Origin of the sequence: Mucilaginibacter sp. PAMB04168 (assembly GCF_039634365.2) — a bacterium.
Lineage (GTDB): Bacteria > Bacteroidota > Bacteroidia > Sphingobacteriales > Sphingobacteriaceae > Mucilaginibacter.
In genome coordinates, this window is the sequence record NZ_CP155079.2 from 3279043 (window position 1) to 3303701 (window position 24659).

The 24659-nt window shown below is 40.8% G+C and carries 31 protein-coding genes; 16 read left to right on the forward strand and 15 right to left on the reverse strand.

What is annotated here, in order from left to right; translation table 11 throughout:
- Window position 1: 1 nt before the first annotated feature.
- Window positions 2-571 (reverse strand): sigma-70 family RNA polymerase sigma factor, encoded by a 570-nt coding sequence (locus ABDD94_RS13960; RefSeq protein WP_345951472.1) that lies wholly within the window; start codon window positions 569-571, stop codon window positions 2-4.
- Between the two features lie 125 nt (window positions 572-696).
- Between ABDD94_RS13960 and ABDD94_RS13965 the strand changes: the two genes are divergently transcribed.
- The 3 genes from ABDD94_RS13965 to ABDD94_RS13975 all read left to right on the forward strand — a co-directional run bounded on the left by ABDD94_RS13965 (window position 697) and on the right by ABDD94_RS13975 (window position 1547).
- Entirely contained in the window at window positions 697-882 is a 186-nt protein-coding gene (locus tag ABDD94_RS13965) for a hypothetical protein (RefSeq protein WP_345951471.1), read from the forward strand.
- A 66-nt stretch (window positions 883-948) separates the two neighbouring features.
- Window positions 949-1227 (forward strand): hypothetical protein, encoded by a 279-nt coding sequence (locus tag ABDD94_RS13970; RefSeq protein ID WP_345952763.1) that lies wholly within the window; start codon window positions 949-951, stop codon window positions 1225-1227.
- Between the two features lie 119 nt (window positions 1228-1346).
- On the forward strand, window positions 1347-1547 hold the full coding sequence (locus tag ABDD94_RS13975) for a hypothetical protein (RefSeq protein WP_345951469.1): 201 nt from the start codon (window positions 1347-1349) through the stop codon (window positions 1545-1547).
- Window positions 1548-1706: 159 nt separating this feature from the next.
- On the opposite strand, the gene ABDD94_RS13980 is transcribed toward ABDD94_RS13975, so the two are convergent.
- The 5 genes from ABDD94_RS13980 to ABDD94_RS14000 all read right to left on the reverse strand — a co-directional run bounded on the left by ABDD94_RS13980 (window position 1707) and on the right by ABDD94_RS14000 (window position 4741).
- Window positions 1707-2021: a hypothetical protein gene (locus ABDD94_RS13980; RefSeq protein ID WP_345951468.1), complete on the reverse strand. Its 315-nt coding sequence runs from the start codon at window positions 2019-2021 to the stop codon at window positions 1707-1709.
- A gap of 162 nt (window positions 2022-2183) precedes the next feature.
- Entirely contained in the window at window positions 2184-2648 is a 465-nt protein-coding gene (locus ABDD94_RS13985; protein ID WP_345951467.1) for a PA2169 family four-helix-bundle protein, read from the reverse strand.
- Between the two features lie 73 nt (window positions 2649-2721).
- Window positions 2722-2889: a hypothetical protein gene (locus tag ABDD94_RS13990; protein ID WP_345951466.1), complete on the reverse strand. Its 168-nt coding sequence runs from the start codon at window positions 2887-2889 to the stop codon at window positions 2722-2724.
- A 92-nt stretch (window positions 2890-2981) separates the two neighbouring features.
- A complete protein-coding gene (locus ABDD94_RS13995) occupies window positions 2982-4157 on the reverse strand; it encodes an alpha/beta hydrolase (protein ID WP_345952764.1) in 1176 nt (391 codons plus the stop codon).
- Between the two features lie 86 nt (window positions 4158-4243).
- Window positions 4244-4741, reverse strand: a complete 498-nt coding sequence (locus ABDD94_RS14000; protein WP_345952765.1) for a hypothetical protein — start codon at window positions 4739-4741, stop codon at window positions 4244-4246.
- Between the two features lie 162 nt (window positions 4742-4903).
- Between ABDD94_RS14000 and ABDD94_RS14005 the strand changes: the two genes are divergently transcribed.
- Both ABDD94_RS14005 and mqnC read left to right on the forward strand, forming a co-directional pair.
- The gene (locus tag ABDD94_RS14005) at window positions 4904-6283 is read left to right on the forward strand and encodes an ATP-binding cassette domain-containing protein (protein ID WP_345952766.1); all 1380 of its coding nucleotides are present in this window, start codon (window positions 4904-4906) and stop codon (window positions 6281-6283) included.
- An 81-nt stretch (window positions 6284-6364) separates the two neighbouring features.
- The gene (mqnC, locus tag ABDD94_RS14010) at window positions 6365-7489 is read left to right on the forward strand and encodes a cyclic dehypoxanthinyl futalosine synthase (protein ID WP_345952767.1); all 1125 of its coding nucleotides are present in this window, start codon (window positions 6365-6367) and stop codon (window positions 7487-7489) included.
- A 66-nt stretch (window positions 7490-7555) separates the two neighbouring features.
- Here the strand turns inward: mqnC and ABDD94_RS14015 are convergent, their stop codons facing one another.
- Entirely contained in the window at window positions 7556-8455 is a 900-nt protein-coding gene (locus tag ABDD94_RS14015) for a ferritin-like domain-containing protein (RefSeq protein WP_345952768.1), read from the reverse strand.
- A 26-nt stretch (window positions 8456-8481) separates the two neighbouring features.
- Window positions 8482-9177, reverse strand: a complete 696-nt coding sequence (locus tag ABDD94_RS14020; RefSeq protein ID WP_345952769.1) for a ferritin-like domain-containing protein — start codon at window positions 9175-9177, stop codon at window positions 8482-8484.
- Window positions 9178-9277: 100 nt separating this feature from the next.
- Here ABDD94_RS14020 and scpB point away from each other — a divergent pair, with 100 nt between their 5' ends.
- The 3 genes from scpB (at window position 9278) to ABDD94_RS14035 (ending at window position 11365) form a co-directional block, all read left to right on the forward strand.
- A complete protein-coding gene (scpB, locus tag ABDD94_RS14025; RefSeq protein WP_345952770.1) occupies window positions 9278-9838 on the forward strand; it encodes an SMC-Scp complex subunit ScpB in 561 nt (186 codons plus the stop codon).
- A gap of 120 nt (window positions 9839-9958) precedes the next feature.
- Window positions 9959-10153, forward strand: a complete 195-nt coding sequence (locus ABDD94_RS14030; RefSeq protein WP_345951458.1) for a hypothetical protein — start codon at window positions 9959-9961, stop codon at window positions 10151-10153.
- Between the two features lie 78 nt (window positions 10154-10231).
- Window positions 10232-11365, forward strand: a complete 1134-nt coding sequence (locus ABDD94_RS14035) for a GNAT family N-acetyltransferase (RefSeq protein ID WP_345952771.1) — start codon at window positions 10232-10234, stop codon at window positions 11363-11365.
- On the opposite strand, the gene ABDD94_RS14040 is transcribed toward ABDD94_RS14035, so the two are convergent.
- From ABDD94_RS14040 to ABDD94_RS14050, 3 genes are all read right to left on the reverse strand, one after another.
- A complete protein-coding gene (locus tag ABDD94_RS14040; protein ID WP_345952772.1) occupies window positions 11346-12161 on the reverse strand; it encodes a DUF1570 domain-containing protein in 816 nt (271 codons plus the stop codon). The two genes, ABDD94_RS14035 and ABDD94_RS14040, sit on opposite strands and share 20 nt — an antisense overlap.
- Window positions 12127-12468 carry a helix-turn-helix transcriptional regulator gene (locus ABDD94_RS14045; RefSeq protein WP_345951455.1) on the reverse strand — a complete coding sequence of 114 codons (342 nt, stop codon included), beginning with the start codon at window positions 12466-12468 and terminating at the stop codon, window positions 12127-12129. The genes ABDD94_RS14040 and ABDD94_RS14045 overlap by 35 nt, the downstream gene beginning before the upstream one ends.
- Before the next feature lie 76 nt (window positions 12469-12544).
- Complete coding sequence (locus tag ABDD94_RS14050) at window positions 12545-13903, reverse strand: Mur ligase family protein (protein WP_345952773.1); 1359 nt, start codon at window positions 13901-13903, stop codon at window positions 12545-12547.
- A 201-nt stretch (window positions 13904-14104) separates the two neighbouring features.
- Between ABDD94_RS14050 and ABDD94_RS14055 the strand changes: the two genes are divergently transcribed.
- The gene (locus ABDD94_RS14055) at window positions 14105-14512 is read left to right on the forward strand and encodes an Rrf2 family transcriptional regulator (protein WP_345952774.1); all 408 of its coding nucleotides are present in this window, start codon (window positions 14105-14107) and stop codon (window positions 14510-14512) included.
- Window positions 14513-14556: 44 nt separating this feature from the next.
- On the forward strand, window positions 14557-15201 hold the full coding sequence (locus ABDD94_RS14060) for an NAD(P)-dependent oxidoreductase (protein WP_345952775.1): 645 nt from the start codon (window positions 14557-14559) through the stop codon (window positions 15199-15201).
- A gap of 69 nt (window positions 15202-15270) precedes the next feature.
- Here ABDD94_RS14060 and prmA read toward each other — a convergent pair whose 3' ends face one another.
- From prmA to ABDD94_RS14080, 4 genes are all read right to left on the reverse strand, one after another.
- Window positions 15271-16110: a 50S ribosomal protein L11 methyltransferase gene (gene prmA, locus ABDD94_RS14065; protein ID WP_345952776.1), complete on the reverse strand. Its 840-nt coding sequence runs from the start codon at window positions 16108-16110 to the stop codon at window positions 15271-15273.
- 97 nt (window positions 16111-16207) lie between these two features.
- On the reverse strand, window positions 16208-16972 hold the full coding sequence (gene tpiA / locus ABDD94_RS14070) for a triose-phosphate isomerase (RefSeq protein ID WP_345952777.1): 765 nt from the start codon (window positions 16970-16972) through the stop codon (window positions 16208-16210).
- Window positions 16973-16976: 4 nt separating this feature from the next.
- The gene (locus tag ABDD94_RS14075) at window positions 16977-18158 is read right to left on the reverse strand and encodes a putative sugar nucleotidyl transferase (RefSeq protein ID WP_345952778.1); all 1182 of its coding nucleotides are present in this window, start codon (window positions 18156-18158) and stop codon (window positions 16977-16979) included.
- 64 nt (window positions 18159-18222) lie between these two features.
- A complete protein-coding gene (locus ABDD94_RS14080) occupies window positions 18223-18471 on the reverse strand; it encodes a type B 50S ribosomal protein L31 (protein ID WP_345951448.1) in 249 nt (82 codons plus the stop codon).
- 259 nt (window positions 18472-18730) lie between these two features.
- On the opposite strand from ABDD94_RS14080, the gene ABDD94_RS14085 reads away from it, so the two are divergent.
- The 6 genes from ABDD94_RS14085 (at window position 18731) to ABDD94_RS14110 (ending at window position 24559) form a co-directional block, all read left to right on the forward strand.
- Window positions 18731-19942 carry an IscS subfamily cysteine desulfurase gene (locus tag ABDD94_RS14085; protein ID WP_345951447.1) on the forward strand — a complete coding sequence of 404 codons (1212 nt, stop codon included), beginning with the start codon at window positions 18731-18733 and terminating at the stop codon, window positions 19940-19942.
- 116 nt (window positions 19943-20058) lie between these two features.
- A complete protein-coding gene (gene iscU, locus ABDD94_RS14090) occupies window positions 20059-20472 on the forward strand; it encodes a Fe-S cluster assembly scaffold IscU (protein WP_345952779.1) in 414 nt (137 codons plus the stop codon).
- Window positions 20473-20566: 94 nt separating this feature from the next.
- Window positions 20567-20893 carry an iron-sulfur cluster assembly accessory protein gene (locus ABDD94_RS14095; protein ID WP_345951445.1) on the forward strand — a complete coding sequence of 109 codons (327 nt, stop codon included), beginning with the start codon at window positions 20567-20569 and terminating at the stop codon, window positions 20891-20893.
- Between the two features lie 253 nt (window positions 20894-21146).
- Window positions 21147-23060, forward strand: a complete 1914-nt coding sequence (locus tag ABDD94_RS14100; protein WP_345952780.1) for a long-chain fatty acid--CoA ligase — start codon at window positions 21147-21149, stop codon at window positions 23058-23060.
- Between the two features lie 40 nt (window positions 23061-23100).
- Window positions 23101-23694 (forward strand): Crp/Fnr family transcriptional regulator, encoded by a 594-nt coding sequence (locus ABDD94_RS14105; protein ID WP_345952781.1) that lies wholly within the window; start codon window positions 23101-23103, stop codon window positions 23692-23694.
- Between the two features lie 64 nt (window positions 23695-23758).
- A complete protein-coding gene (locus ABDD94_RS14110) occupies window positions 23759-24559 on the forward strand; it encodes a sterol desaturase family protein (protein ID WP_345952782.1) in 801 nt (266 codons plus the stop codon).
- The last annotated feature ends 100 nt before the right edge of the window (window positions 24560-24659 follow it).

Below are 24659 nucleotides of genomic sequence, written 5' to 3' on the forward strand. Positions count from 1 at the left end.
CTTATGTTTGCTGAAAAAATAACTTTTTCAGCCGTTGCAGGCATTTGTATTTTTGAGTTTTGGCGTTATCTGCATTTGTATATCCAAACCTTTCACATATATCCTGCATGGAATGGTTGTGAATGTAAAAATCTTCAATAATAGTTTTACACGGCTCACCTAACAGCTTGAGTGCACCTTCCATCTTGGCAAACTGAATATCCTTTTCGGTATGCAGTTCGCTGTCATCTTCCATCACCAGGTGCTCCTGAAAATCTTTTATATCACCACCGTAACGGCTCATTTGGTGTAACCTTTTAAGCCAAAGTTTACGACAAACCGAGTATAAAAAGGTTTTCAATTTGCTGCTAAGCTCAAATTTTCCGCTTTTAACTTTGTTATAAAGAACAATGATGGCCTCCTGATAAACATCTTTTGCATCATCGGCCGTGCCATTATTATTAATGATTAGCTGCAACACCATCGGGAAATAAGCCACGTACAGTCGTTTCAAGATAGTTTCTGAATTGTTTAAGATTCCGAACACTACTTCACTATCTGTTGGTGCTGAACTATTTAACGCTTTACTCACTATTTAATACTGTTTATGCGAAATTGTAACCCATTATTGATAAAAAAAAATAATTAAGCAAATAAAATTATGGGTTACCTTTCTTGCACAGCCCGGATTAAGGGTAAATAAAAACAACTACAACTATGAAGAACACAATGAAAGCTTTGGGCTTAGCAGTGGTAATTGCAGCCTTAACCTCATGCCAAAGCGGTACACCTAAAGGCACTACCGATTCGGTTGCAAACCATCCAAGTGATACTGGTACTTCTGTCACCGTTGATACCATGAGCACAAGTCCGGATACTGCTACTACTGATTCAACCAAATAAACACGTGAAATCTTGAAGATACTCACTATTTGAGAATCTTGCTAACACAACTCAAATTTTATACCCATGAAAAAAAATTTAAAAATTGTATTGGCCCTGGTAGCTTTGGCCAATATGCTGGTAGCTTGCGATGCAAATGGCAACAAAAATACCGGCGACACAACATTGGTTGATTCGTCATCATCTGCACAATCCACCACCGACACAACTTACAAGGTCGATTCAACGAAAGTTGACACATCTGCTCTTGGCGATTCGTCGGCAACTGCAGCAGCAGGTGATACTGTTAGTAAAACCATCACCAAAAAAACTGTTGTTAAAAAAACAGTAAGTAAAAAGCAGTAATACTGAGGGTTTTATAGCGGTTGAAAAACTTTTTTAATTTTTTTTCAATTAAGCGGGTTACCTTTTGCAATTACCGGTATTAAAGAGAAACTATTAATCACTTATTAAAAGAAATTAAAATGAAAAATGCATTCAAATTCGGCTTTTTAGCCCTTGCTATCTCTGTATCAATGGTTGCTTGTAAAGGTTCTGGTTCAGGTTCATCTGCTGATTCTGATACTACTGCTGCTGCTGTTGACACAACTGTAAAAGTTGATTCAACTGTTACTGATACTGCTGCTGTTGATACTGCTGCTGCCGATACTACTAAAAAAATGTAATTTCTGCTTTAAGCAAATAAAAAACCCCAGTGCATTAAGCATTGGGGTTTTTTATTTGCTTAAATTTCCCGTATTAGCACTCAAAAAAAATCCTCACCAATTTAATGGCAAGGATTATTCAATTGTTCTTTTTAGGAAGCTTTACTTCTCCGGAAGACTTTATTTCTTTGTGGAATCTTTTTTTGCTGTGTCGGTTGCGGCAACCGGCGTAGGTGCTGCAGCTGTTGGTGCAGCCATAGTAGTGCGCGCACTAGGCTTGCCTTTAGGGATGGTCATACCACCTGAGCCGGAGTAATCTAACAAAGTAGCTCCGCCTGTGCTGGTTACTGTTTTAGAGGTATCTTTGTTCGACACATCGTAGTTATTTATATCCTTTACCGAGTCAGCAGCATCTTTGCTGGCATTGCCGACGTTGCACGCTTCGAACACAGAAACGCTGCCGGCAAGCATCATAAATAAAATTACTTTTTTCATCAATATGCTTGTTGTAGTGATTGTTTAACAGCTTTAAAAGCTGAATGTTGTTTTCTGCTGCCAATATACAAAGATGCCTTCGCTTATGCGGCTTAACAGTAACAAAAAAGCATGCCGAAAACAAATCAGCATGCTTTAATGATTGATTGGATTGGCTCTATTTTATTGCTCGGCTCTTTTAGCATCACGCAAGGCTTTCACCTTATCGTGCGCTGCCTTTAAAGTAATGTTCTGTTCGGTAAGCAAATCTATTAAGTAAGCCGGCAGGTGCTCGTTTTCTGTGGCAGATTTATAAGCCTTCTGCGTAGCATCCTCACCAAACTCACATTCTTCAAGCACACTTTTAGGATTATGGCCTGTAAAGAACGCCTTAACATTAATCCAGGTACGGTGTATATCACCACTGCTCGATGTAGTGTTTTCTACATCGCGTGCATAAGTTTGTACTTCGGTAGCTATGGCTAACTTAAATTGGTGACTATCGCCAATAAAGCTTGTAAAAAGCTTTTTCAAATCAGCATCCTCTTCAGGTGTTTCTTTAATAGCGCGTTCATAACCCTGTATACGGTCGTTATGAATCTTCACTAAGTCGTTTAATATCTCTACGGTTTGCTCTGTGTATTCCATCGTTTCGGCTTTTGCTTTTTAATAAATTATAAATGCGTTTGTTTTAACTTTACTATTGCTTGTGAAATGGTTACTATGACCTGCCTCTGAATAAAGAAAGTATCCACCAAATGATGGCGATAACAATAATTACGGCAATGATGCCTACATAAGCACCAGCTTTAAATATACCGGCTATGGCATCGCAACTGCTCAAAGTCATAACCAAGGCAGTTAATAATAACAGATTTAATTTTTTCATGATAAATGTTTTAAATAGATAGATGCTTATTAAATAAAAAACCTGCAATTTTTGTTTTGCAGGTTTGTATAAAGCGTTATAAAAAAGCTTTTTTACTTATTAAAGGCGCTTTTTAACTGGCTCACAGCATAAGCCTGGGCCTCCTTAGCATCGGGTACTAACGCTGCCATACCAAAAAACTCGTGCGTAACACCGTTATACACCTTACGGTCAACCGTTACCCCTGCTGCTTTAAGTTTACTTTCCAACTTTTCGCCATCACTTAAAAGAGGGTCTAACTCGGCGTTAATAATAGTAAACGGCGGCAAGCCTTTCAGGTTAGCAGCAACCAGGTTTAATCTGGGGTCTTTTGCTTCGGCCACAGTGTTGGTATAATTTTTCGTGAACCACATCATCATGCTTTTATCAAGTGGCCTTGCCTGAATATATTTGTTATATGACGGGCTAAACATGTCGGCACTTGCAATTGGGTAAACACTTACCACATGCACGGGGGCTTGCACCTTTTTATCACGGGCCATAATTGCCATGTTAGTTGCCAGATTTCCGCCGGCGCTCTCTCCAACTACAGCAATTTTTTCCGGATTGCCTTTAATAGACGCTGCGTTTTTAACTACCCATTGATAGGCTTCAAATGAGTCGTTATGAGCGGTTGGAAACTTATGTTCCGGCGCTAAACGATAAGCAACTGATACAACAACAGCTTTAGTTTGATCGGCCAGCGATTTGGCAGAAGCGTCATACACATCAATGTTAGCAATTACAAAACCACCGCCATGATAATATACAATAACCGGTAACGGGCCATTGGCGCCTTGCGGTGTATATACGCGTAAATGAATGTTACCACCTGTTACGGGTATATCTTTACCTACGGTATCAACTTTCATTGCAGGTGTAGCAATGTTATAATCTTTCATCACATCCATTACAGCGTCGGTAGCGGTGTGGTTTTTACGGGCCTGTGCGGCCGTTAATTGTGGAATAGGTTTATCACCATAGCTAGCCAGCTTCTCCAGCACAACGGCCATCTGAGGTTTAATATCAGGCCCCCAAGCAGGCTTAGGCCCTTTTGGTTTAACACTATCCAAATTTGCACTTTGTGTACTGTCACCCATCGCTTGGGTAACCGTAGTTGTAGAGCTGTCGGTTACTGTTGTAGTGCTTTCGCTACTGCTCTTGGGGTTGCTGCAGGCCGAAACCACTGCAATGCCGCATAAAAAAAGCCCCTTCATAACGAGGCTGCTTTTAAAATTAGTTTTTTTCATAAGTATTGTAGATGTATTGTTAATGTACACCTTATCAACCAATCAATTCTTAATTTGTTGATCAACACCCTGATAGTCTTAAAACACTATAGTTTTACAATGTGCTGCTCTTTCACTTTGCTAGCTACCTGTTGTAATACCCCTGCATTCTTTCTATCTAACAGCTTTATTATGGCTGATGATACTAAGCCTCCTGTAAAGTAATACAAGACCGACAACAACTGTGTTTGCGCGGTCCGGTTACTGTGCTTTTCGTTAAGTCCAAGTGGTTTTGGCAGTAACACTGCGCCTAAACCAGCGGCCAGGCCAAGGGCTGTCCCTTTAAGCCAGGTTTTTTTGTCGCCTACGCCTGTTAAGCTATAAAAAATGGTGTTGCTTACTATATCTCCACCCATGGTCATATAATAAAGCTTGTCGCCCTCAGGTGGCTCAACACCTGCTTTTTGTAGCAATTTGGTTATAGATTCCATTCCCAGCAAATCCATACGGGGAGCATCTTCATCATTCTTTTTAATTACCTGATGTAAGACCGTAACAGCGCAAGCACCGGCAAAACCGCCTATCAACGCATGTAATAATTTCATAAGCAGCAATTTTGTAAGTAAAAGGTTTAAAGGTGCGTTTTTGTTCGTACCTGCGTTATAATTTTTAATATTGCAACACAAGCTTTGTATATGTCTATTCTGTCTCTTCAAAATATTAGTATTAAAAACCGACAGCATTTATTACTTAATAACGTCGGCTTTATGGTTAAACCGAGTGAGCATTGGTTGTTAGTAGGCCAGAGCGGCTCTGGTAAAACAGTGCTGCTTAACGCTATTGCAGGTGTTATGCCGCCAACGGCCGGTATACTAAATTACGGGCCCGATGTTAAGAACAGGATAACGCTCGTTACCTCCAAACATCATTTTAAAGATAAAACCAACACAAGCAGCAATCTCTATTACCAGCAACGCTATAATTCATCAGACTCTGACCAAGCGCTCATTGTAGCTGAATACCTGGAAAGCAAGCAGCCTACCCTACTGGGTTCAACACATTGGACCGTTGACAAAGTGGTATCCTTGTTCCAACTCGAACATCTGTTAAGTAAAGAGCTCATCAAACTATCAAACGGCGAAACCAAGCGATTAAGAATTGCTTCGGCATTGCTTGCCCAACCCAAAGTATTATTACTGGACGACCCACTATCGGGATTGGATCAGCAAACACAACGCAGCTTCAGTGGCATTTTAACTAAAATTATTGAAACAGGCATTACCATTGTAATGTCGGGAAGCGGACAAGAAATACCTACCCCTATTACACATGTAGCAGTTTTGGAACATGGCACCATAACTCAGACCATGCCGGTAGAGGAGTTCAGTCCTTTAATGACCAAACCAACCCTTACAATCAAACCGGAGGCCATAGAGGCGCTAACTTCGGGCTATGTTGAAGCGCCGTTTGAATGGATTATCAAAATGAGCCATGTAAACGTCAAATACGATAAACACGTTATTTTGAACGATGTTGACTGGCTTGTTAGACCAGGCGAAAAGTGGGCATTGTTTGGCCATAACGGAGCTGGCAAATCAACGCTATTGAGTTTGATAAATGGTGACAACCCGCAAGCTTACGCTAATGACATAGTTTTGTTCGACAAAAAACGCGGTACTGGCGAAAGCATTTGGGATATTAAGCAGAATATAGGATTTCTTTCACCCGAGCTATACCAATATTTCCCAGCCGATCAATCGGCCCTACAAGTAATAGAATCGGGTTTTTATGATACCCAAGGCTTGTTTAGGCCAAGTAGTGCGGCCAAAGCTGAAAAGGCTTTGCAGTGGCTTAAAGCCCTGAACATAGACCAATATGCCACGCAGCTACTCAAAAACTTGCCAGCCAGCGCCCAGCGTTTATGCCTGCTGGCAAGAGCTGTTATTAAAAATCCTTACTTATTGATTTTGGATGAGCCTTGCCAGGGTTTAGATCAGCAGCAACGAGTACTTTTTAATCAACTGGTTGATGCTATTGTTGAGGCTACCGGCGTTACGCTGATTTATGTCACACATTATCTGAATGAATTACCATTGTGCATTAATCAAACACTTAAACTTGACAAAGGAAAGGTTGTTAAAAGCTAAAACCAGTATCAGTATTCTATCATATTATTGGGTACAGTTGGCCGTAATTGGCTTTGTCATAAATACAGGTTATCTTTGTGCATGAATACTGCCGATCTGTTACAACGCGCTCTCAACTTCGATTTTTTGAGTATTGATGAAGGCGTTTATCTGTATCACAATGCCTCTACCCCAGAGCTGATGTATGTGGCTAATGAGCTGCGTAAAGTTCAGGTTCCGCATGGTAAGGTTACCTGGCAAATTGATCGTAATGTTAATACAACTAATGTTTGTATAGCCAACTGTAAGTTTTGTAATTTCTTTCGCCGTCCGGGCCATGAAGACAGTTACATTACCGACCTTGAAACCTACAAGCAAAAGATAGAAGAAACGTTTCGCTTAGGCGGCGACCAGCTTTTACTGCAAGGCGGCCACCATCCCGACCTGGGCCTGTCTTTTTATACCGAACTGTTTGCAAAGTTGAAGGAGTTATACCCTGCATTAAAATTGCATTCATTAGGCCCGCCCGAAATTGCACACGTGGCTAAGTTGGAAAGCATGAGCCATATTGACGTTTTAACGGCAATGAAAGCGGCTGGACTTGACTCCCTACCCGGCGCCGGGGCCGAAATTTTAAACGACCGCGTACGCCGTTTAATCTCAAAAGGCAAATGCGGCGGTCAGGAATGGCTGGATGTGATGCGTGCTGCACATAAAGTTAATTTACCTACGTCGGCTACAATGATGTTTGGCCATGTGGAAACCATCTACGAGCGCTTTGAGCACTTGGTTTGGATACGCGAAGTACAGGCCGAAAAGCCGGAAGGCCACTATGGCTTTACCGCCTTTATTCCCTGGCCTTTTCAGGATGACGGCACTTTGCTGAGAAAAGTACGTGGCATTACCAACAACGTTACCGGTGATGAATACTTACGTATGATAGCGCTAAGCCGTATTATGTTACCTAACGTTAAAAACATCCAGGCCTCATGGCTTACTGTAGGCAAGCAGGTGGCGCAGCTTTGTTTGCACGCCGGAGCTAACGACTTTGGCTCGATTATGATTGAGGAGAACGTAGTATCAGCCGCTGGTGCGCCTCACCGTTTTACGGCACAAGGCATACAAAACTCAATTAAAGAAGCCGGTTTCGAGCCACAATTACGCAATCAAAAGTATGAATGGCGAGAAATGCCTGAGCAATTGGAAGAACAGGTAATAAATTACTAAAAGCTACAGCAATAAAAAAAAGCAACTCTAATTGAGTTGCTTTTTGCTTAACAAGCTATTTATAACCTATTTAATTACAAAGTTGCTTAAAATTGCTAATGTCTGTTCTTTAGTCAACGGCTCATCAAATGATTCGGTTGCTGCTTTTACAGTGACACCAGAAATAGTGGTTAAATCTTTTCCTCCTTGTGACACGTTAGCTTCATTTTGATAAATTAAGTTAACTACTGACGGAGCTACAGAAATTCCACTTGCTGTTGTACCATCCTGAGTAACCCATGGACGGAAAGTTGTTGGTACACCTGAGGGACGCAACATACGTAGACGACGCAGGTATGAAGCATGACGCGCTTCAACAGAATGGATGTCTAAAGCTGCAGTTAAAACTACCGCGTTACCTTTCAAAAATCCAGCCTGGCCTTTGTAAGCTCTCACACCGGTATCCTCAAAAGCTTGCGCAACCGCTAAAAACACGTCGTAATCAGTAAACACTGAAGAAAACGGACCCGTACCTGCTGTGCTTTTTCCGCCAGAGTAGTCAAAAAACGCGTTTGTGTTACCAACAAGAATCGGGTCGGTTACACGTGCAGCATTTTCTGGGCTGATGGCTGTTTTCAACTGATCTTTAAGAAACTTAACGTGATTATTTTCGTCGTTTCTAATTAGCGTAATCGCATCACGCGCTGTACCAGCCGGAACAATGTTTCTTGCTATTGCGGTGTTGTAAAAGCAAGCCTCTGTTAACTCAGCAGTTAAGGCAAAGTTTAATACATCGGTTACTGATGGAATAGCTGTTTGGCCATAGGCTTTTTTGAACAGTGTACTAAAAGCAAATGGCAAAGCAGCAACCGCTACTTTTGAACCAAAGCTTGTAATATTTCTTATGGCAGCTCTGCGCGGACTAATTCTGTCGGCAAATTCTGGGTCGGCTGCTTGTATCTCGTTAAATAAATTTAAAAAATCCATTTTCGTTTGTTTTTGATAGGTGATAATTAAGCGCCTAATGCAGGAGCAGATAGTGGTTTACCAGTAATAAAGGAATTTGCTATTGGCAATACCTGACTTGGAGCTTTATGTTTTTCCAAACCAGTGCTTAAATCTAAAATGCTTTCATCAGCCAGGTTTTGGTTTAACAGGTTGCGAATTAAAGCAGCATGACGAGCTTCAACTGATACAATTTTACCCGCTAACACCAAATATTCGGTTGTTTGAATTAAAGCACCAGCGCCGTTGTAAGCAGCTACACCTAAATCTTCAAAAGTTTTGGCAGCCGTTAACACTGCGGTTCTGTCGTTGAAGTTGATAGTAGCGAAATTTGCTGTTAAATCTGGTATAGCATTACCACCAAGGGCAGCTTTAAAAAATGCTGCGTGGATAACTTCGTGATCGCGAATATCGGTCAGTAAAGCCGTTTCATCGGCGTTCATGCCAGAATACTTTGAGTCTATAACTCGCTTATAAAATGCTGCTTCCAATTGCTCTAAAGCATAAGCATAATTTAAAACGGCAATATCACCGGTACCTAAATCTACTACTTGAGGGTCGCTTACTACGCCACCATGTTTTTGGCATGATGCTGCAGTTGCCAGCACACCGGCTGCTACAGCGCCAGCGCCCGCATACTTCAGGAACGACCGTCTGGCCATTCTTGAATCAGCCACAAAGGTTTCTTGTGTTGTTGTTTTCATAAGTAAAAAATGTTTATTATTAGATTACAGTTACTACAACGTACGCAGGTTTTAGTTTTACGGTTCTCACAACTACACGTTTTCTTTTACATTTGCTGAGGTGGCACAATTTGAACAGAATATTGAAGCGTTAATTTTCGCATCGGAGCAAGGCATCCGCATGGAAGAAATCATGTATTGCTTGCAGGCAGCTTTAAACACAGAGATCGACGAATCGGCAGTGATAAAGGCTATCAGCAATGTTACCAAAAAGTATGAGGCTGATGCTTTTGCTATTGAACTGGTTAAGATTAATAACGGTTATCAATTTCTAACAAAAAAAATGTTTCACCCGGTTATTAGCCAGTTACAGCTGCAACGCTCCAAGAAAAAGCTTAGCCAGGCGGCTTTAGAAACTTTAGCTATTATTGCCTACAAGCAGCCGGTTACTAAGCTGGAAGTTGAGCAGATACGAGGCGTTAATTGCGATTATTCAATTCAGAAGTTACTGGAAAAGGAGCTAATTACTATTACCGGGAAAGCCGAAACCGTGGGCAAGCCCCTATTGTACGCTACGAGTAACCTGTTTGCCGATTACATGGGAATAAACAGTTTGAAAGACCTGCCCGCTATGAACGAACTAAACGACCCGGCAAATACTATTGGTAATCAGCAGGAATAAATTTCGGGGCTAATTTTTAACGAAACTGTTTTTTAATTATTTTTGATGTACAGCAATTGTGATAAACGCTAATTTTAAACTACTGGATTTAGAAACAAAAACCACTAATTACCATTCATCATGCAAACGCCAAAAAAAACCGTAAGCAATAGCGCTTCTTTTAAAAGTGCCGCTGTTAACACCGCCGAAAAGCCGGCAGAGCAAAAAAGATTTGATGACGAAGATGATTTTGATAACGACTTTAATGACGAACCGTTAGATGATTTAGATTACGACGGCGCAAACCGTTATGACGATGAAGACGACGATTATTAATCTGTATAATTAAGCTTTATATTTAGCATCCGGCTTAAATCGGATGCTTTTTTATTTTATCTGCCTTTTAAATATTTCATGACCATAACTGAAGTTAGCAACAAACAAACACGTCAGGCTTTTTTAGATACCGCACGTTACATTTATCAGCATGATTCCCACTGGATATGTCCGCTTGATAACGATATTGAAGCAGTGTTTGATCCGTCTAAAAACGTTTTCTTTAATTTCGGAAAAGCCTGCCGCTGGATCCTGACAGATGATGATGGAAAGCCCGCCGGGCGGGTTGCCGCTTTTATTAATAACAAAAAGGCTTTTAATTATGAGCAACCCACCGGCGGCATGGGATTTTTTGAATGTATTGAAAATGAAAAAGCAGCTGTTTTACTGTTTGACACGGCCAAAAATTGGCTACAGCAAAACGGCATGCAAGCAATGGATGGCCCTATCAACTTTGGCGAAAACGACATGTTCTGGGGCTTACTGATTGATGGCTTTGTACCACAGTCGTACGGCATGAACTATAACCCGCCTTACTATAAGCAGTATTTTGACAACTATGGTTTTAAAACACTGTACGAACAGATAACCAATCACATCAGTGCACACAAGCCCTTCCCCGAACGCTTTACCAAAATTGCTAATTGGGTAGCTCAAAAACCGGGTTATACTTTTAAACACTTAAAAGCATCTCAAATTGACCGCTTTGCGGCAGATTTTATGGAGATTTATAATGACGCCTGGAAAGACTTTGAAAACTTTGTGCCTATAGAACGTGCCACTATTTTAGAGAGCTTCCGGAAGATGAAGGTGATTATGGACGAAAATCTTATTTGGTTTGCTTACGTAGATAATGAGCCGGCTGCGTTCGTTGTTGTATTGCCTGACGCCAACCAAATGATAAAAACCCTGAATGGAAAGTTAGACCTGATAGGCAAACTGAAGTTTTTATATTATAAATGGAAGGGTGTTAACCGTATGCGTGCAATTGTAATGGGTACCAAAACAAAGTTTCAGAAACATGGCCTTGAATCTGTTTTATTCATCAAACTAAAAGAATACGTACTGCCGCTTAATCAATACGACGAGATGGAACTTTCGTGGGTGGGCGATTTTAACGATAAGATGATTGCCTTGCATGAGGCGATGGGCGGCGTATTCGGAAAAAAGCATGCAACTATGCGCTGCTTATTTAACGATAATAAAGCTTAAGCCGGTTCTGCAATATTTCCAGATTGCTGTACACCAAACCTAAGGCATCAACTGATGATTTATCATCCTGCAGTGCACTGAAGATATGGTTTATAAACTGCGGATTCGTTTTAACAATATAGTAAACCAAAGCATAAGCAACGTCATAACGAAAAGTTAGTTCTTCTTTCTTATTCCAGCCTGCATTGGTTTGTTCGCTAAGAAAATCATACAGGTCAAGCTTTCCGTCTCGCACGTATTCCTTCATGCGTTGTAAGCGGCCGGGTTGCGCATTTATGTAAATGGCACCGTTATCACCTACATATATCTCTTCAAAAAACTCAGCCAAACCTTCGTCTACCCACCTTGGCATTCGTTTTACATTCTGAAAGTGCATAAAAAGGTGACTGACCTCATGATTAATGACGTGCTGAAAACCTTCACCTTTAAATACGAAACACTCCTTAGTAGCAGGACTGTAAAACCCGGTGTGCGTAACAGTTACATTAGCTTCTTTTTTTGCCTGATTAAACTGGCTACGCTTACTGAACAGATTTATAACAACAGGTAAAGAGTCGGGTATGGACTTGGCGAATAAGCCGTTGTAGATGTTAGCCTGATATTTTATCAAGCGGCTAAGCGAAATGGTATCTTGCTGAGATAACTTGCCGCCTATTGTATTGATGGAGATTTTTTGGGCTTGGGCGGCTAATGAGAGAAAAAGGAATAAAAGTGTTACGGCCAGTGAAAATCTGTTAAAATCTTTACTGGCCGTTAAATAATTAAGCAGTTGCTTTGGTCTGTCTAAGCTCCTCAAACAGCTCTATTACTTTCTTCTGAAGGTCAATAACTTCCGTCTCTCTATCCATTAACTTTTTATTAACGTTCTCCAGCTCGTTTACATATTTTTGTTCGTACTCGGCATCGTTAAATGTAAGTAACTGAACCACTGACATTTCAAACAAATTAGCTATTTGCTCTAATCGCGATAGGTTGATATCTGTGATACCTGTTTCAATTTTTGAAAATGCAGGGATCGAGATGTCTAGCCTCTTGGCCACATCTTCCTGACTCCAACCTTTTTGATGTCTTAATAATCTAATTTTTTTGCCCAGTGTTTTCATTTTTTTGTTTTTGGATAAGGATTTCTCAATAGTTAATAAAGTTACAATAAAATATTTAAATATTAAAAATCCAAGTTCATTTATTTAATATTTTCACAGCTAAATCGTTTAAATCAACACCTCCAAAGTTTCCGGAGCTCATTAATAACAAGTTTTTATCGGTATAATCCTGTTGTTGTAAAAAAGCCTCTAAAACCTCCGGCTGATTATAAAATTGAAGCGTAGGCATGTCGAATGCTTCTTTTACGAAATCTTCGCCATAAGGTTCCATCTTTTTTTGAATAAACGTGTGTGCATCAATAAAAACAATGGCATGGTCGGCCTCATTCATACAACCTGCGTACTCATGCAAAAATTCCTTATTTAAGCTGCTAAATGTATGCAGCTCCATACAGGCAATGAGCTTACGGTCCGGAAACTGCGATTTAACTGCATTTATGGTAGCCTTTAACTTTGACGGAGAATGTGCAAAATCTTTATAAATGTTGGTTGCTTCATTTTTTCCGAGCAACTCCAACCTGCGTGCGGCTCCTTTAAAGGTTACCATACTGCTGTAAAAATCATCAGTACTTATACCCAACTCTCCGCATATGTTACGGGCGGCTTCTATATTGAGCAGATTGTGTTCACCAAATACTTCTAACGGGTATTGCTTTTCTTTATAAGTAATAATGGTTATGCCATTAACAACTTCGTATTGTGGTAATTGGTATTTTATCTTGTTGATTTTTGACGTGTTAGCTGCAATTACTTTTTGCAAGGCTTCATCGTTACCGGCGTAAAAAACAGTGCCTCCAGGAACCATAGTTTGAATAAATATTTCAAACTGCTCTGTATAATTTTCGAATGTAGGAAACACATTGATGTGATCCCACGCTATGCCGCTCAAAACGGCCAAGTTGGCTTTATATAAATGAAACTTGGGGCGGCGGTCTATAGGCGACGAAAGATATTCATCGCCTTCAATAACGATAAGTGGCGCATCGCTTAGTTTCACCATTGTATCAAAACCTTGCAATTGCGCGCCTACCAGGTAGTCAAAATCTTTACCGGCAGCTTGCAAAGCGTGCAAAATCATTGAGGTAATAGTTGTTTTTCCATGGCTTCCTCCTACCACCACACGCAGTTTGTCTTTAGATTGTTCATACACATATTCTGGGTACGAAAAAATCTTGAGGCCCTTTTGCTGCGCTTCCAATAGTTCTGGATTATCTGGCCGGGCGTGCATTCCTAAAATCACTGCGTCCAAATCGGGTGTAATTTTTTCAGGATACCAGCCATTTTGCTCTGGCAACAAACCGTACCTGGATAGCCGCGACACTGATGGTTCGTAAATGGCATCATCCGAGCCTGATACGATAAATCCCTTTTTATGTAAGGCGATAGCCAGGTTATGCATAGCACTGCCACCTATGGCTATAAAATGTACTTTCATGTAAATTGTTAGCAATTGAGCAACCGGGTGCAAAGAAAAGCAAAAATCAGCTATTTGTGATTATTACGATATACGCAATTTCATCATAAAGATCTTAAATGACAATAATCAGCAATTGTTTACTTATTGTCATTATTAAGGAAAAGCTTTCACCCTACTCAAAATTATCCTACCATTGTACTGTAATAATAAGCATTACAGATGAACGGAAGATTCCAGATAGCGGTCCACATACTCACCCTTTTACATTCAGCCGGAGACGCTATGCTGTCTTCTGAATATATAGCAGGCAGCGTAAATGTTAACCCGGTACTAATACGCAAGGAACTAAGCACTTTGCGTAACGCCGGACTTGTAGCCAGCAAAGAAGGTAAAAACGGTGGCTACAGCTTAGGGAAACCTGCTAACGCTATTTCTATGGCGGATGTATATGAAGCAGTGCAACAAGCGCAGGTATTAGGCAAAGCCCGTAATATTCCTAACCCAAAATGCCCTGTAGGCCGGCAAATAAGCGCGCACCTGAACCATTTAGACAACAGCTTAAGCGAGTTATTGGTAAAGCAACTGAACAAAACATCACTTGAGGAATTCTATAAAAATTTTAAATAATATATTTTTTAAACAAAACTGTAACAATTTAAATTACATTAAACATGAAGATTGCAATTATTGGAGCAACTGGCTTTGTTGGCCCTAAAGTAGTAAATGAAGCGCTAAGCCGCGGGCACGAGGTTACTGCCTTTGCGCGTCAGCCGGAAAAACTTGACATTGAAAACGAAATGCTGACAAAGCAGTCGGTTGATGTGACAGACACAGATATCTTAGCCAACTTAATGGTTGGCCATGATGTGGTTATAAGCACCTTTAATGCAGGATGGACTAACCCTAACCTGTATAACGATTTCTTAAATGGTGCCAGATCCATACAGGAGGCCACTAAAAAGGCAGGCATAAAGCGCTATATATTTGTAGGAGGGGCCGGAAGTCTGGAAATTGAACCAGGTGTACAGTTAGTAGATACCCCTAACTTTCCGGCTGAGTATAAACCAGGTGCAACATCGGCCCGTGATTACTTAACCGAACTTAAAAATGAACAGGAACTCGACTGGACCTTTTTAAGCCCAGCTATAAACCTGCACCCCGGAAACCGCACAGGCGTGTACCGTTTAGGTACTGATACACCCGTATTTAACGAAGCCGGTAAAAACGATATATCGGTTGATGATTTAGCCGTAGCATTATTAGATGAAGTGGAGCAAAACCGGTTTGTAAAAAAGCGGTTTACTTTGGGGTACTAACTAATTGCTAATCAAGCGGAGACGGGGCATTTAGTAAACCCGCCTCCGTTTGAAATACATAACGCTGAATTATGCTTTCACAAATTTAGCCGCAACCCATTCGTTACTTACTTTATGACCTTGATATTGAAAGCCGCATTGGTGTGCTTCTTCTTTTATAATGTCCAGATCAGGTGATTGATAAAAGCCGCTGAAAAAGATCTGTCCGCCAGCTTTAAGCACTTCACTATAGCGTGGCATCTGATCGATTAAAATATTACGGTTTATATTGGCCAATATAATATCAAACTCTTCGTCTGGTATATCTTCTTTTGAGCCGCAAATGACATGCACACCTTTTACATGATTGAGTGCCGTGTTCTCAAAAGTACTTTTGTAGCACAGCATATCATAGTCTATTGCAGTTAACTTACCTGCTCCTAGTTTGCTCGCCAGTATAGCTAATATACCGGTACCGCAGCCCATGTCAAGCACGCTTTTACCGGTAAAATCGGTTTCCAGCATACTTGACATCATCAGGCAAGTGGTATCATGGTGACCGGTACCGAAAGCCATCTTCGGATCTATAATGATTTCGTAAGGAAACTCCGGCTTAGCCTCATGGAAAGTAGCGCGTACGTAAATTTGATCGCCTACGGTAATGGGCTTAAAATTACTTTCCCATACCTCGTTCCAGTTTTTTTGCGGTATCAGGTTCACCTCGTACGAAAACGAAACCATATCGTTATAAAACGATAACCGGTCATCCACCTGCGCCTTGTCAAAGTCCTCTGAAGGTATATAGGCCTTAAAACCAAAATCAGTCTCCTCAAATGTATCAAAGCCCAAGTCGGCCAGTTCATCAATAAGTAAATCCTGATGATGATTTTCCGCACTCATTACGGTAAATAACAGCTCGTAATAATTCATCTGTTTAGATATAATATGTTAGAAATAGAGATGAGTGCTCAACTTGAACTTTAACGTTTTGTTTAAACACTCAAATCTCATATCTCAAGTGCCCTGACTAATTAAACACTTTTACGATATCTAAAAAGTCGCGTGATTTTAGAGAAGCGCCGCCAATCAGGCCACCGTCAATGTCGGGTTGGGCAAACAACTCAGCTGCATTCTTAGGATTGCAACTGCCGCCGTATAAAATGGTGGTGTTATCTGCCACTTCCTGGTTATAAGTGTTAGCAATTTCTTCACGAATAAAAGCATGTACTTCCTGCGCCTGCTCAGCACTTGCAGTTTTACCTGTACCAATTGCCCAAACGGGTTCATAAGCTAAAACCACTTGCTCAAATTGTTCAGTAGGCAAGTGAAAAATCCCTTCCTGCAACTGTGTTTTAATAATGTCAAAATGCTGCTCGGCTTCACGCTCATCCAATGTTTCGCCAATACAAAAAACAGGTTTTAAGCCGTTTTTTAAAGCGGTATCTGCCTTTACAGAAAGCAACTTATTATCTTCGCCAAAGTACTGACGACGCTCCGAGTGACCTAAAATCACATAAGTCGCACCGGTTGATTTTACCATTTTAGCGGATATCTCGCCCGTGTAGGCACCCGATTCATTTTGATGAGCGTTTTGCGCTCCTATGGCCACTTTATCATACCCTTTAGCTAATTGTGCTAAGCTGTTTAAATGAATATACGGTGAGCAGATAACCGCCTGCTGTGAGCCGGTCACTTCGTCTTTTACCATGTTTACAATTTCAGAAAACAAAGCTAAGCCTTCGTTATAATCAAGGTTCATTTTCCAATTGCCGGCAACTATTTTTTTTCTCATAATTTTAAAATATTCTGTATGGTTGGGTTAAGTTAAATATATCCAGCAGTAACTGCTTTTCTACCTCATCAAGCTCTTTATTCCGACGGTCATAAACCAGTTTTACGGTCTCAAAAACCTTATCCATTTTGTAAACCTCGAAGCCGTGGGCTCCTCCCCAGGCAAAGTCAGGTACAAAGTTCCGGGGGTAGCCGGCGCCGAAAACGTTAGCACTTACACCTACTACGGTACCGGTATTAAACATAGTATTGATGCCACATTTCGAATGGTCGGCCATTACCAAGCCGCAAAACTGCAAACCTGTTTTACGGAAGTGATGGGTTGTATAATCCCATAGCTTCACTTCAGTATAATTATTCTTAAGATTTGAATTGTTAGAATCTGCGCCAATGTTACACCACTCGCCCAGCACTGCATTACCCAGGTACCCCTCATGCCCTTTCGAAGAATGCCCCCACAATACTGCATTGTTAATCTCGCCCCCTACTCTGCATTTTGGACCAATTGTAGTTGCGCCGTATATTTTGGCACCCATTTTTATCTGCGAGTCGTTACATAATGCTAATGCACCGCGTATATGCGTTCCTTCCCAAACCTCTGTAGTCCTGCCGAGGTATATAGGGCCGTTTTTCGTGTTAAACGTTGAGCACTCGGCCACGGCATCTTCCTCAGCAAAAAAGTCGTTGCCTATAACAGTGTTACTATTACTAATGGCTGCGCTACTACGCCCTTTGGTTAGCAGCTTAAAATCGCGCCGTAGTTCTGTATCGTTCTTCCTAAAAATATCTTCCGGATATCGCAGCTGAACAAAAGAAGTATCATACTGCACTATGCGGTCCAAACGCATGTCGAGGGTAAACATGCGTGCATCGCCTTCATTTAGTTTAACCGCTATCAGGGAATCGGCATGGTATAAACCTTCACCTGTTTGCAATTTGTCAATGGCTTCCACCAGATCCTCATCTGGGCACACGGAACCATTGATAAAGACGTTATGAGCTGAGATGTTTACAGGAAACTTGCCTTGCAGGTAAGGTAGAGTAAGATAAGAATAGTCGGCGTTGAGGTACTTGGCCCATTTCTCGGCAATGGTTAAAATACCTATGCGTAAATTGGCTACCGGCCGGGTGAACGTTAACGGCCGTAAAGTATAATGTGCATTATCGTCGAACAAAATGATAGCCATGGGCCAAAAATAAAAAAGTCTCCCGATGTAATGGGAGACTTTCAAATATTTGTTTCTAAAGCTATTACTTTTTGTTGTAACGCGTACGGAATTTATCGATACGACCTGCAGTGTCAACCAGTTTCATTTTACCGGTATAGAATGGATGCGAGGTGTGCGAAATTTCTAATTTCACCAATGGGTACTCATTGCCGTCTTCCCATTTTACGGTTTCACGGGTATCAATGCATGATTTAGTGATGAAAGAGTAGTCGTTAGACATATCTTTAAAAACCACTAATCTATAGTTTGCTGGATGCAGATCTTTTTTCATTTATATACTTTCCTTTCAAAAGAGGTGCAAATATAGTAAATATTTCACTTATAAAAATACGCTACTTAATTAATTTTCAACATTATTTGATGGCCCTTTTTAAATCAGCAACGGCGTTAAAATTAACTAACCATCAAAAACATATTTATTTCAGATAAATTAACTGCTCTAAAATGGCAAAAACATGACGTACTCTACCTGTTTAGTATAACTTTACTATAAAACATTTACTTATCTTTGTACTATTAATAAAACGGATATGAACCTTCCTATATATTTAGATAACAACGCAACCACGCCTATGGATCCACGGGTGCTGGAAGCGATGATTCCTTACTTTACCCAAAAATTTGGTAACGCGGCCAGCCGCAATCACCATTTTGGCTGGGTGGCTGAAGAGGGCGTAGATTACGCTCGCGAGCAGGTGGCCAAAATAATTGGCGCAAACGAAAAAGAGATCATCTTCACATCAGGCGCTACCGAGTCAGATAACCTGGCTATTAAAGGGGTGTTTGAGATGTATAAAGATAAAGGCAACCATATCATTACCGCTGTAACTGAGCACAAGGCTGTGCTTGATGCCTGCAAACACGTTGAAAAACTAGGCGGCAAGGTTACTTACTTACCGGTTAAAGAAGACGGGTTGGTTGACCTTGCGCAGCTAGAAGCTGCTATGACCAAAGAAACCATTTTGGTTTCAATTATGTACGGCAATAACGAGATTGGTGTAATACAACCGGTTAAAGCAATTGCTGACATAGCTCATAAATATGGTGCTTTGTTTATGACAGATGCTACACAAGCTGTAGGTAAAATATCGGTTGATGTAAACCGTGATGGTATTGACCTGCTTGCGCTGTCAGCACATAAAATGTACGGCCCTAAAGGTGTAGGTGCTTTATACGTACGCCGTAAAGGTCCACGTGTTAAAGTTACCGCCCAAATGGATGGTGGTGGTCACGAACGCGGTATGCGTTCAGGCACCTTAAATGTACCTGGTATTGTTGGTCTAGGTAAAGCCTGCGAAATAGCTTACAACGAAATGGAAGCAGAAGCAGCACGTTTATCAGCATTGCGCAATAAGCTGCAAGCTGCTTTAACCGTGCTTGAAGAAAGCTATGTTAACGGCAACCAGGAACATCGCTTACCGCACGTAGCTAACATTTCTTTTAAATATGTTGAAGGCGAAGGTTTAATGATGGCAATGAAAGACTTAGCTGTATCATCTGGTTCAGCTTGTACTTCAGCTTCATTAGAGCCATCATATGTATTAAAAAGCTTAGGCTTGTCTGACGATTTGGCGCATTCCTCAATCCGCTTCGGTTTAGGTCGTTTCACTACCGAAGAAGAAGTTGATTATGCTATTGAGGTGACCAAAAAGGCTGTTAATCACCTTCGTGAGCTTTCTCCGCTGTGGGAGATGTTTAAAGAAGGTATAGACCTTAACTCAATTGAGTGGGCTGAACACTAAGCAAGTGTGCGAATGAGTATTGTACTCATTACTTTGGCATACATTTAGACGATAATAAATAGCCGGCAACCCAAACGCGGCAAAACACTATAACTGATAACTAAACACATAAAGCTATGGCTTATTCAGATAAAGTAATTGACCATTACACTAACCCGCGCAACGTAGGTACATTAGATAAAAGCAGTACTAAAGTAGGTACTGGCTTAGTAGGTGCTCCTGAGTGCGGCGACGTAATGCGTTTGCAAATTGAAGTAGATGACAACAACGTAATCACTGATGCTAAATTTAAAACCTTTGGCTGCGGTTCGGCAATTGCCTCTTCATCACTGGCAACCGAATGGTTGAAAGGTAAAAGCATCGATGATGCAATGGCTATCGACAACATGGACATTGTAGAGGAACTTGCATTACCACCGGTTAAAATACACTGTTCGGTACTGGCCGAAGACGCTATCAAAGCCGCTATTAACGATTACCGTATTAAAAACGGCTTAGCTCCTATTGAGCTTGAAAAATCACATCATTAATTTTTGAGGGTAAGAAACAAAATCAAGGAAAAAAGATTTTCAACTTTTTCTACCTGGTTATTGTTTCTCGACTTTTGGCTCTAATATAATAAATATGGTTACCATAACAGATAAAGCAAAAAGCAAAATTGATAACTTGATGCAGGATGCCGGGCTTGATGCCTCGTATTTTTTACGGGTTTCGGTTCAGGGCGGTGGCTGTTCGGGTTTATCATATAATATGGACTTTGACAACGAAGAGAAAAAGGGCGACCAATTTTTCGAAGACAGAGGCATCCGCATAGCTTTGGATATGAAATCTTTTTTATACCTGGCAGGTACTGAGCTCGATTTTTCGGACGGGCTGAATGGCAAGGGCTTTAATTTTATTAACCCTAATGCCAGCCGCACCTGCGGTTGCGGCGAAAGCTTCTCGGTGTAATTATTATACTGTTAAATAGAATATTTAGGCGCCGCTAGGCGCCTTTTTTTATGATCATCTACCAGATCGCTTAACGCGCTCCATCCAGGCTATAAATCAATGTTGGTAACTGTAGTTAAATACTGATACGCCTAAGTAAATTACTAACCATAATGTTCATGTAATGATGCAAACAATTAGGCATTAGCGTGCTTTTGTATTTATGGTTATTTGCCTAAGTTTGTTAAACTAATATAAGCCAAATTTAAACTTAATGGATACGGTTAAAAAACCCACTACTGTTCCTGCACTCATTCGTAATATTGTAGCCAACCTGCATCCCGACACGCATACTTTTCTTACCCATAAAGTAAAAGATACTTGGGTGGAAATTTCTTATCGCGAAGCTATCGAAAATATTGACGCTATATCGGCCTGGTTCCTGAATATGGGAATTCAGAAAGGTGATCGTTTAGGTTTGGTGATTGAAAATGGGCCAGATTACATTTATTTTGACCAGGCACTTCAGCAAATAGGAGCTGTTAATGCCTCCATATATCCAACGCTAACCGAAGCAGAAACCGAATACATCATCAATGATTCGGGCATGAAAGCCATACTAGTAGGTAATCCTTTTTTATTAAGGAAAATTATAAAGGTTGCTAATAACTGCCCTACCCTGCTCCGTATTATACCTGCTTTTGATGACTATGAAAAGTATACCGACAAGGTAAATTTGAATGCCGGCGTCATCAGTTTCGATAACTTGATCAAAGAAGGCTTACAGATTGTTAACCAATATAGCACAACGATTGATATTGCCCGTGAAGCTATCCTGCCGTCAGACTTATCGTGCCTGATATACACTTCAGGAACAACAGGCACACCTAAAGGTGTTATGCTGATGCACAGCAACTTTGTGCAAACCGTTTGGGCTGGCCTGGAGCAAATATCAATTGTTGATAAACACGATACTTTTTTGTCTTTCCTGCCCCTCTCCCACGTTTTTGAGCGCGCCGCCACTTATTATATATGCATGGGTGCTGGTTGTACAATAGCGTTTGCGCAAAGCTTAGAGCTACTGGCCAAGAACATGATAGAAGTTAAACCTACTATTATGAATTGTGTGCCTCGTTTGTTGGAGCGTATACATGATAAGGCCATGAAAAACGGTACAACAGCCGGTGGCATAAAAACCAAAATCTTTAATTGGGCATTTGAAATTGGCAAGCAACGCCGGGAGACTTTTGAAAAAGGAATACAGCCTGGTTTAATATTACGTAACCAGTATAAACTGGCCGATAAACTGGTATTTAGCAAAATTAAAGAAAAAACCGGCGGCCGCCTAAAGTTCCTGATCTCTGGTGGTGGCGCTTTACCTAAAAATGTAGGCGAGTTTTTTGGCAATGTGGGTATACCTGTTTTGGAAGGTTACGGACTTACGGAAACCACCGGGCCGGTATGTGTTACAGAGTTTGACCGCCAGGTGTATGGCACGGCCGGTTTAGTTTTACCAGGGTCAGAAATCGCCATTCAAAACATCGAAACAGGAAAAATTTATACTGTACAAACGCATACTTCTATGGATCCTACCCTTATTTCGGAAGAGGGTGAAATTATTATCCGTGGTGTAGCTGTAATGAAAGGTTATTGGAACAAGCCAGAAGAAACCAAGGCTGCAATTGATGCAGATGGATGGTTTCACAGCGGCGATATTGGCCGGTTTTACAAAGGTTATCTACAAATTACCGACCGCCTAAAAAATATGCTCATTAATGCTTACGGTAAAAACATATATCCCACACCGGTAGAAAACACCTATCTAAAAAGCCCTAAAATAGAGCAGATATTTTTAGTGGGCGACCGCCGCGAGTATGTAACTGCCATTATTGTTCCGCCAAAAGAGCTATTGCAGGAGACGTTTAACTTGAACGAAGCCTGGTTTGAGCAGTCCGAAGCTTTTGTTGATGACAAGCAAATTATCGACTGGATTAATCAGGACATACGTAAGCTAAGTAATGATCTGGCCAAATTTGAGCGCATTAAAAGCTTCAAAGTAAAGCGTAATCCTTTTAGTATGGAAGAGGGCGAAATGACTGTAACCTTAAAAGCTAAACGCAAGGTAATCGAGAAAAAATACGCTCAGGCCATTGATGAGATGTACATGCAGGAAGTTGATGCAGATTAATTAACCAATACATTAACAGGTAATGGTTACTAATTAGCACATGCTCACACCCGAAGACATAAAGTTCTATCTCGGCATTTTTAAAGGTCTGAGTTTATCCGACCTGAATGAGCTGTTTAAAATGGCTCATTCTCGTAATTTAAAAGCTGGTAATGTATACATTGAGCAAGGCGCTGCCTCTAAAAAGCTCGGCTTAATACGTAGTGGTTTAATACGCGCTTATTGTATTAAGGAAAATGGTGATGATATTACGCTAATGTTGCGTTGGGAAAACCAGTTTGTAGCCTCCCATGATAATATCATCCTCAATCAGCCTTCCCGCTTCATTTACGAGGCACTTGAAGACACGTCGTTACTGGAGTTTGATTATGAGCGCATACAGGCGATTCTAGATAATAACCCTAAGCTTTCATCTCATCGCAATTTATTTTTATTGCGTATGCTGGCCGAAGCGTTGGAAAGAATGGAGTCATTTGTACTGTATACGCCCGAGGAGAGATATTTGCAATTGATGAAAGAAAAGCCTAATATTTTCAACCGGGTACATAACAAATATCTGGCTACCCTACTTGGCGTAACACCAGTATCACTAAGCCGCATCCGCAAGCGAATTGCACAAACCCATAAACGATAATTATCTTTTGTTAATTGCCGGTTATTAACCGCTGTGTAATTTTGAGTTCGAAAGAATTATTGTTATGCACCCTATTTTAGAAATATTCATTAAAATATTCAGCGTATCGGCTGTCCGCTACTTTGTAATTGCGGGTGTGCCGTTTTTTGTGTTCTATAAATTTTTAACCAACTGGTTTGCCAATAACAAGATTCAAAAACGGGAGGCAGATATAAAAGATTTTAAGCGGGAGATACTGCACTCTATGCAAACCACAGCTGTGCTGGTTGTTATCGGATATCTGGCCCTTTACACCCCACTAAAAAACCACACGCTTATTTACACCGATTTAAATGCTTATCCTTCTTGGTGGATAACCGCCAGTCTTGTCATTAGTTTGGTTATTCATGACACCTATTTTTACTGGATGCACCGTTTATTACACCATAAAAAGCTTTTTAAGTTAGCACATTTAGTTCACCATCAATCAACTAATCCTTCGCCATGGTCGTCCTATTCATTCCACTTTATTGAGGCTTGGACAGAAGGTGCTGTTTTGTTCATAATCATCTTCCTGATACCCGTTCATCCGCTTACAGTAATGCTTTTTACGGTAATTGGTTTTATGATCAACGTTTACGGCCACCTTGGCTATGAGATTGCCCCTAAACAATTGCGTAATTCATTTTTGTTCGAGGTGCTTAACACTTCGGTTCACCACAATTTACATCACAGCAAGTTTAAAGGAAATTACGGCTTATATTTTCGTGTGTGGGATAGGTTGATGGGTACAGAACACCCGGATTATGTGAAGGAATACGACCGCATTCAGCAAAATCGATTTGGCACTAATTTGCAACAGGCAGCCGACCAGTCAGAAGCTTAATCATACCTGTATCTTCAGTCAAATTTACCGCCTTTAAAGTAATGATGATTAAAATTTTTAACCGCCAGTAGCGTTTTTATAAAACCCTGCGTAAAGGTTT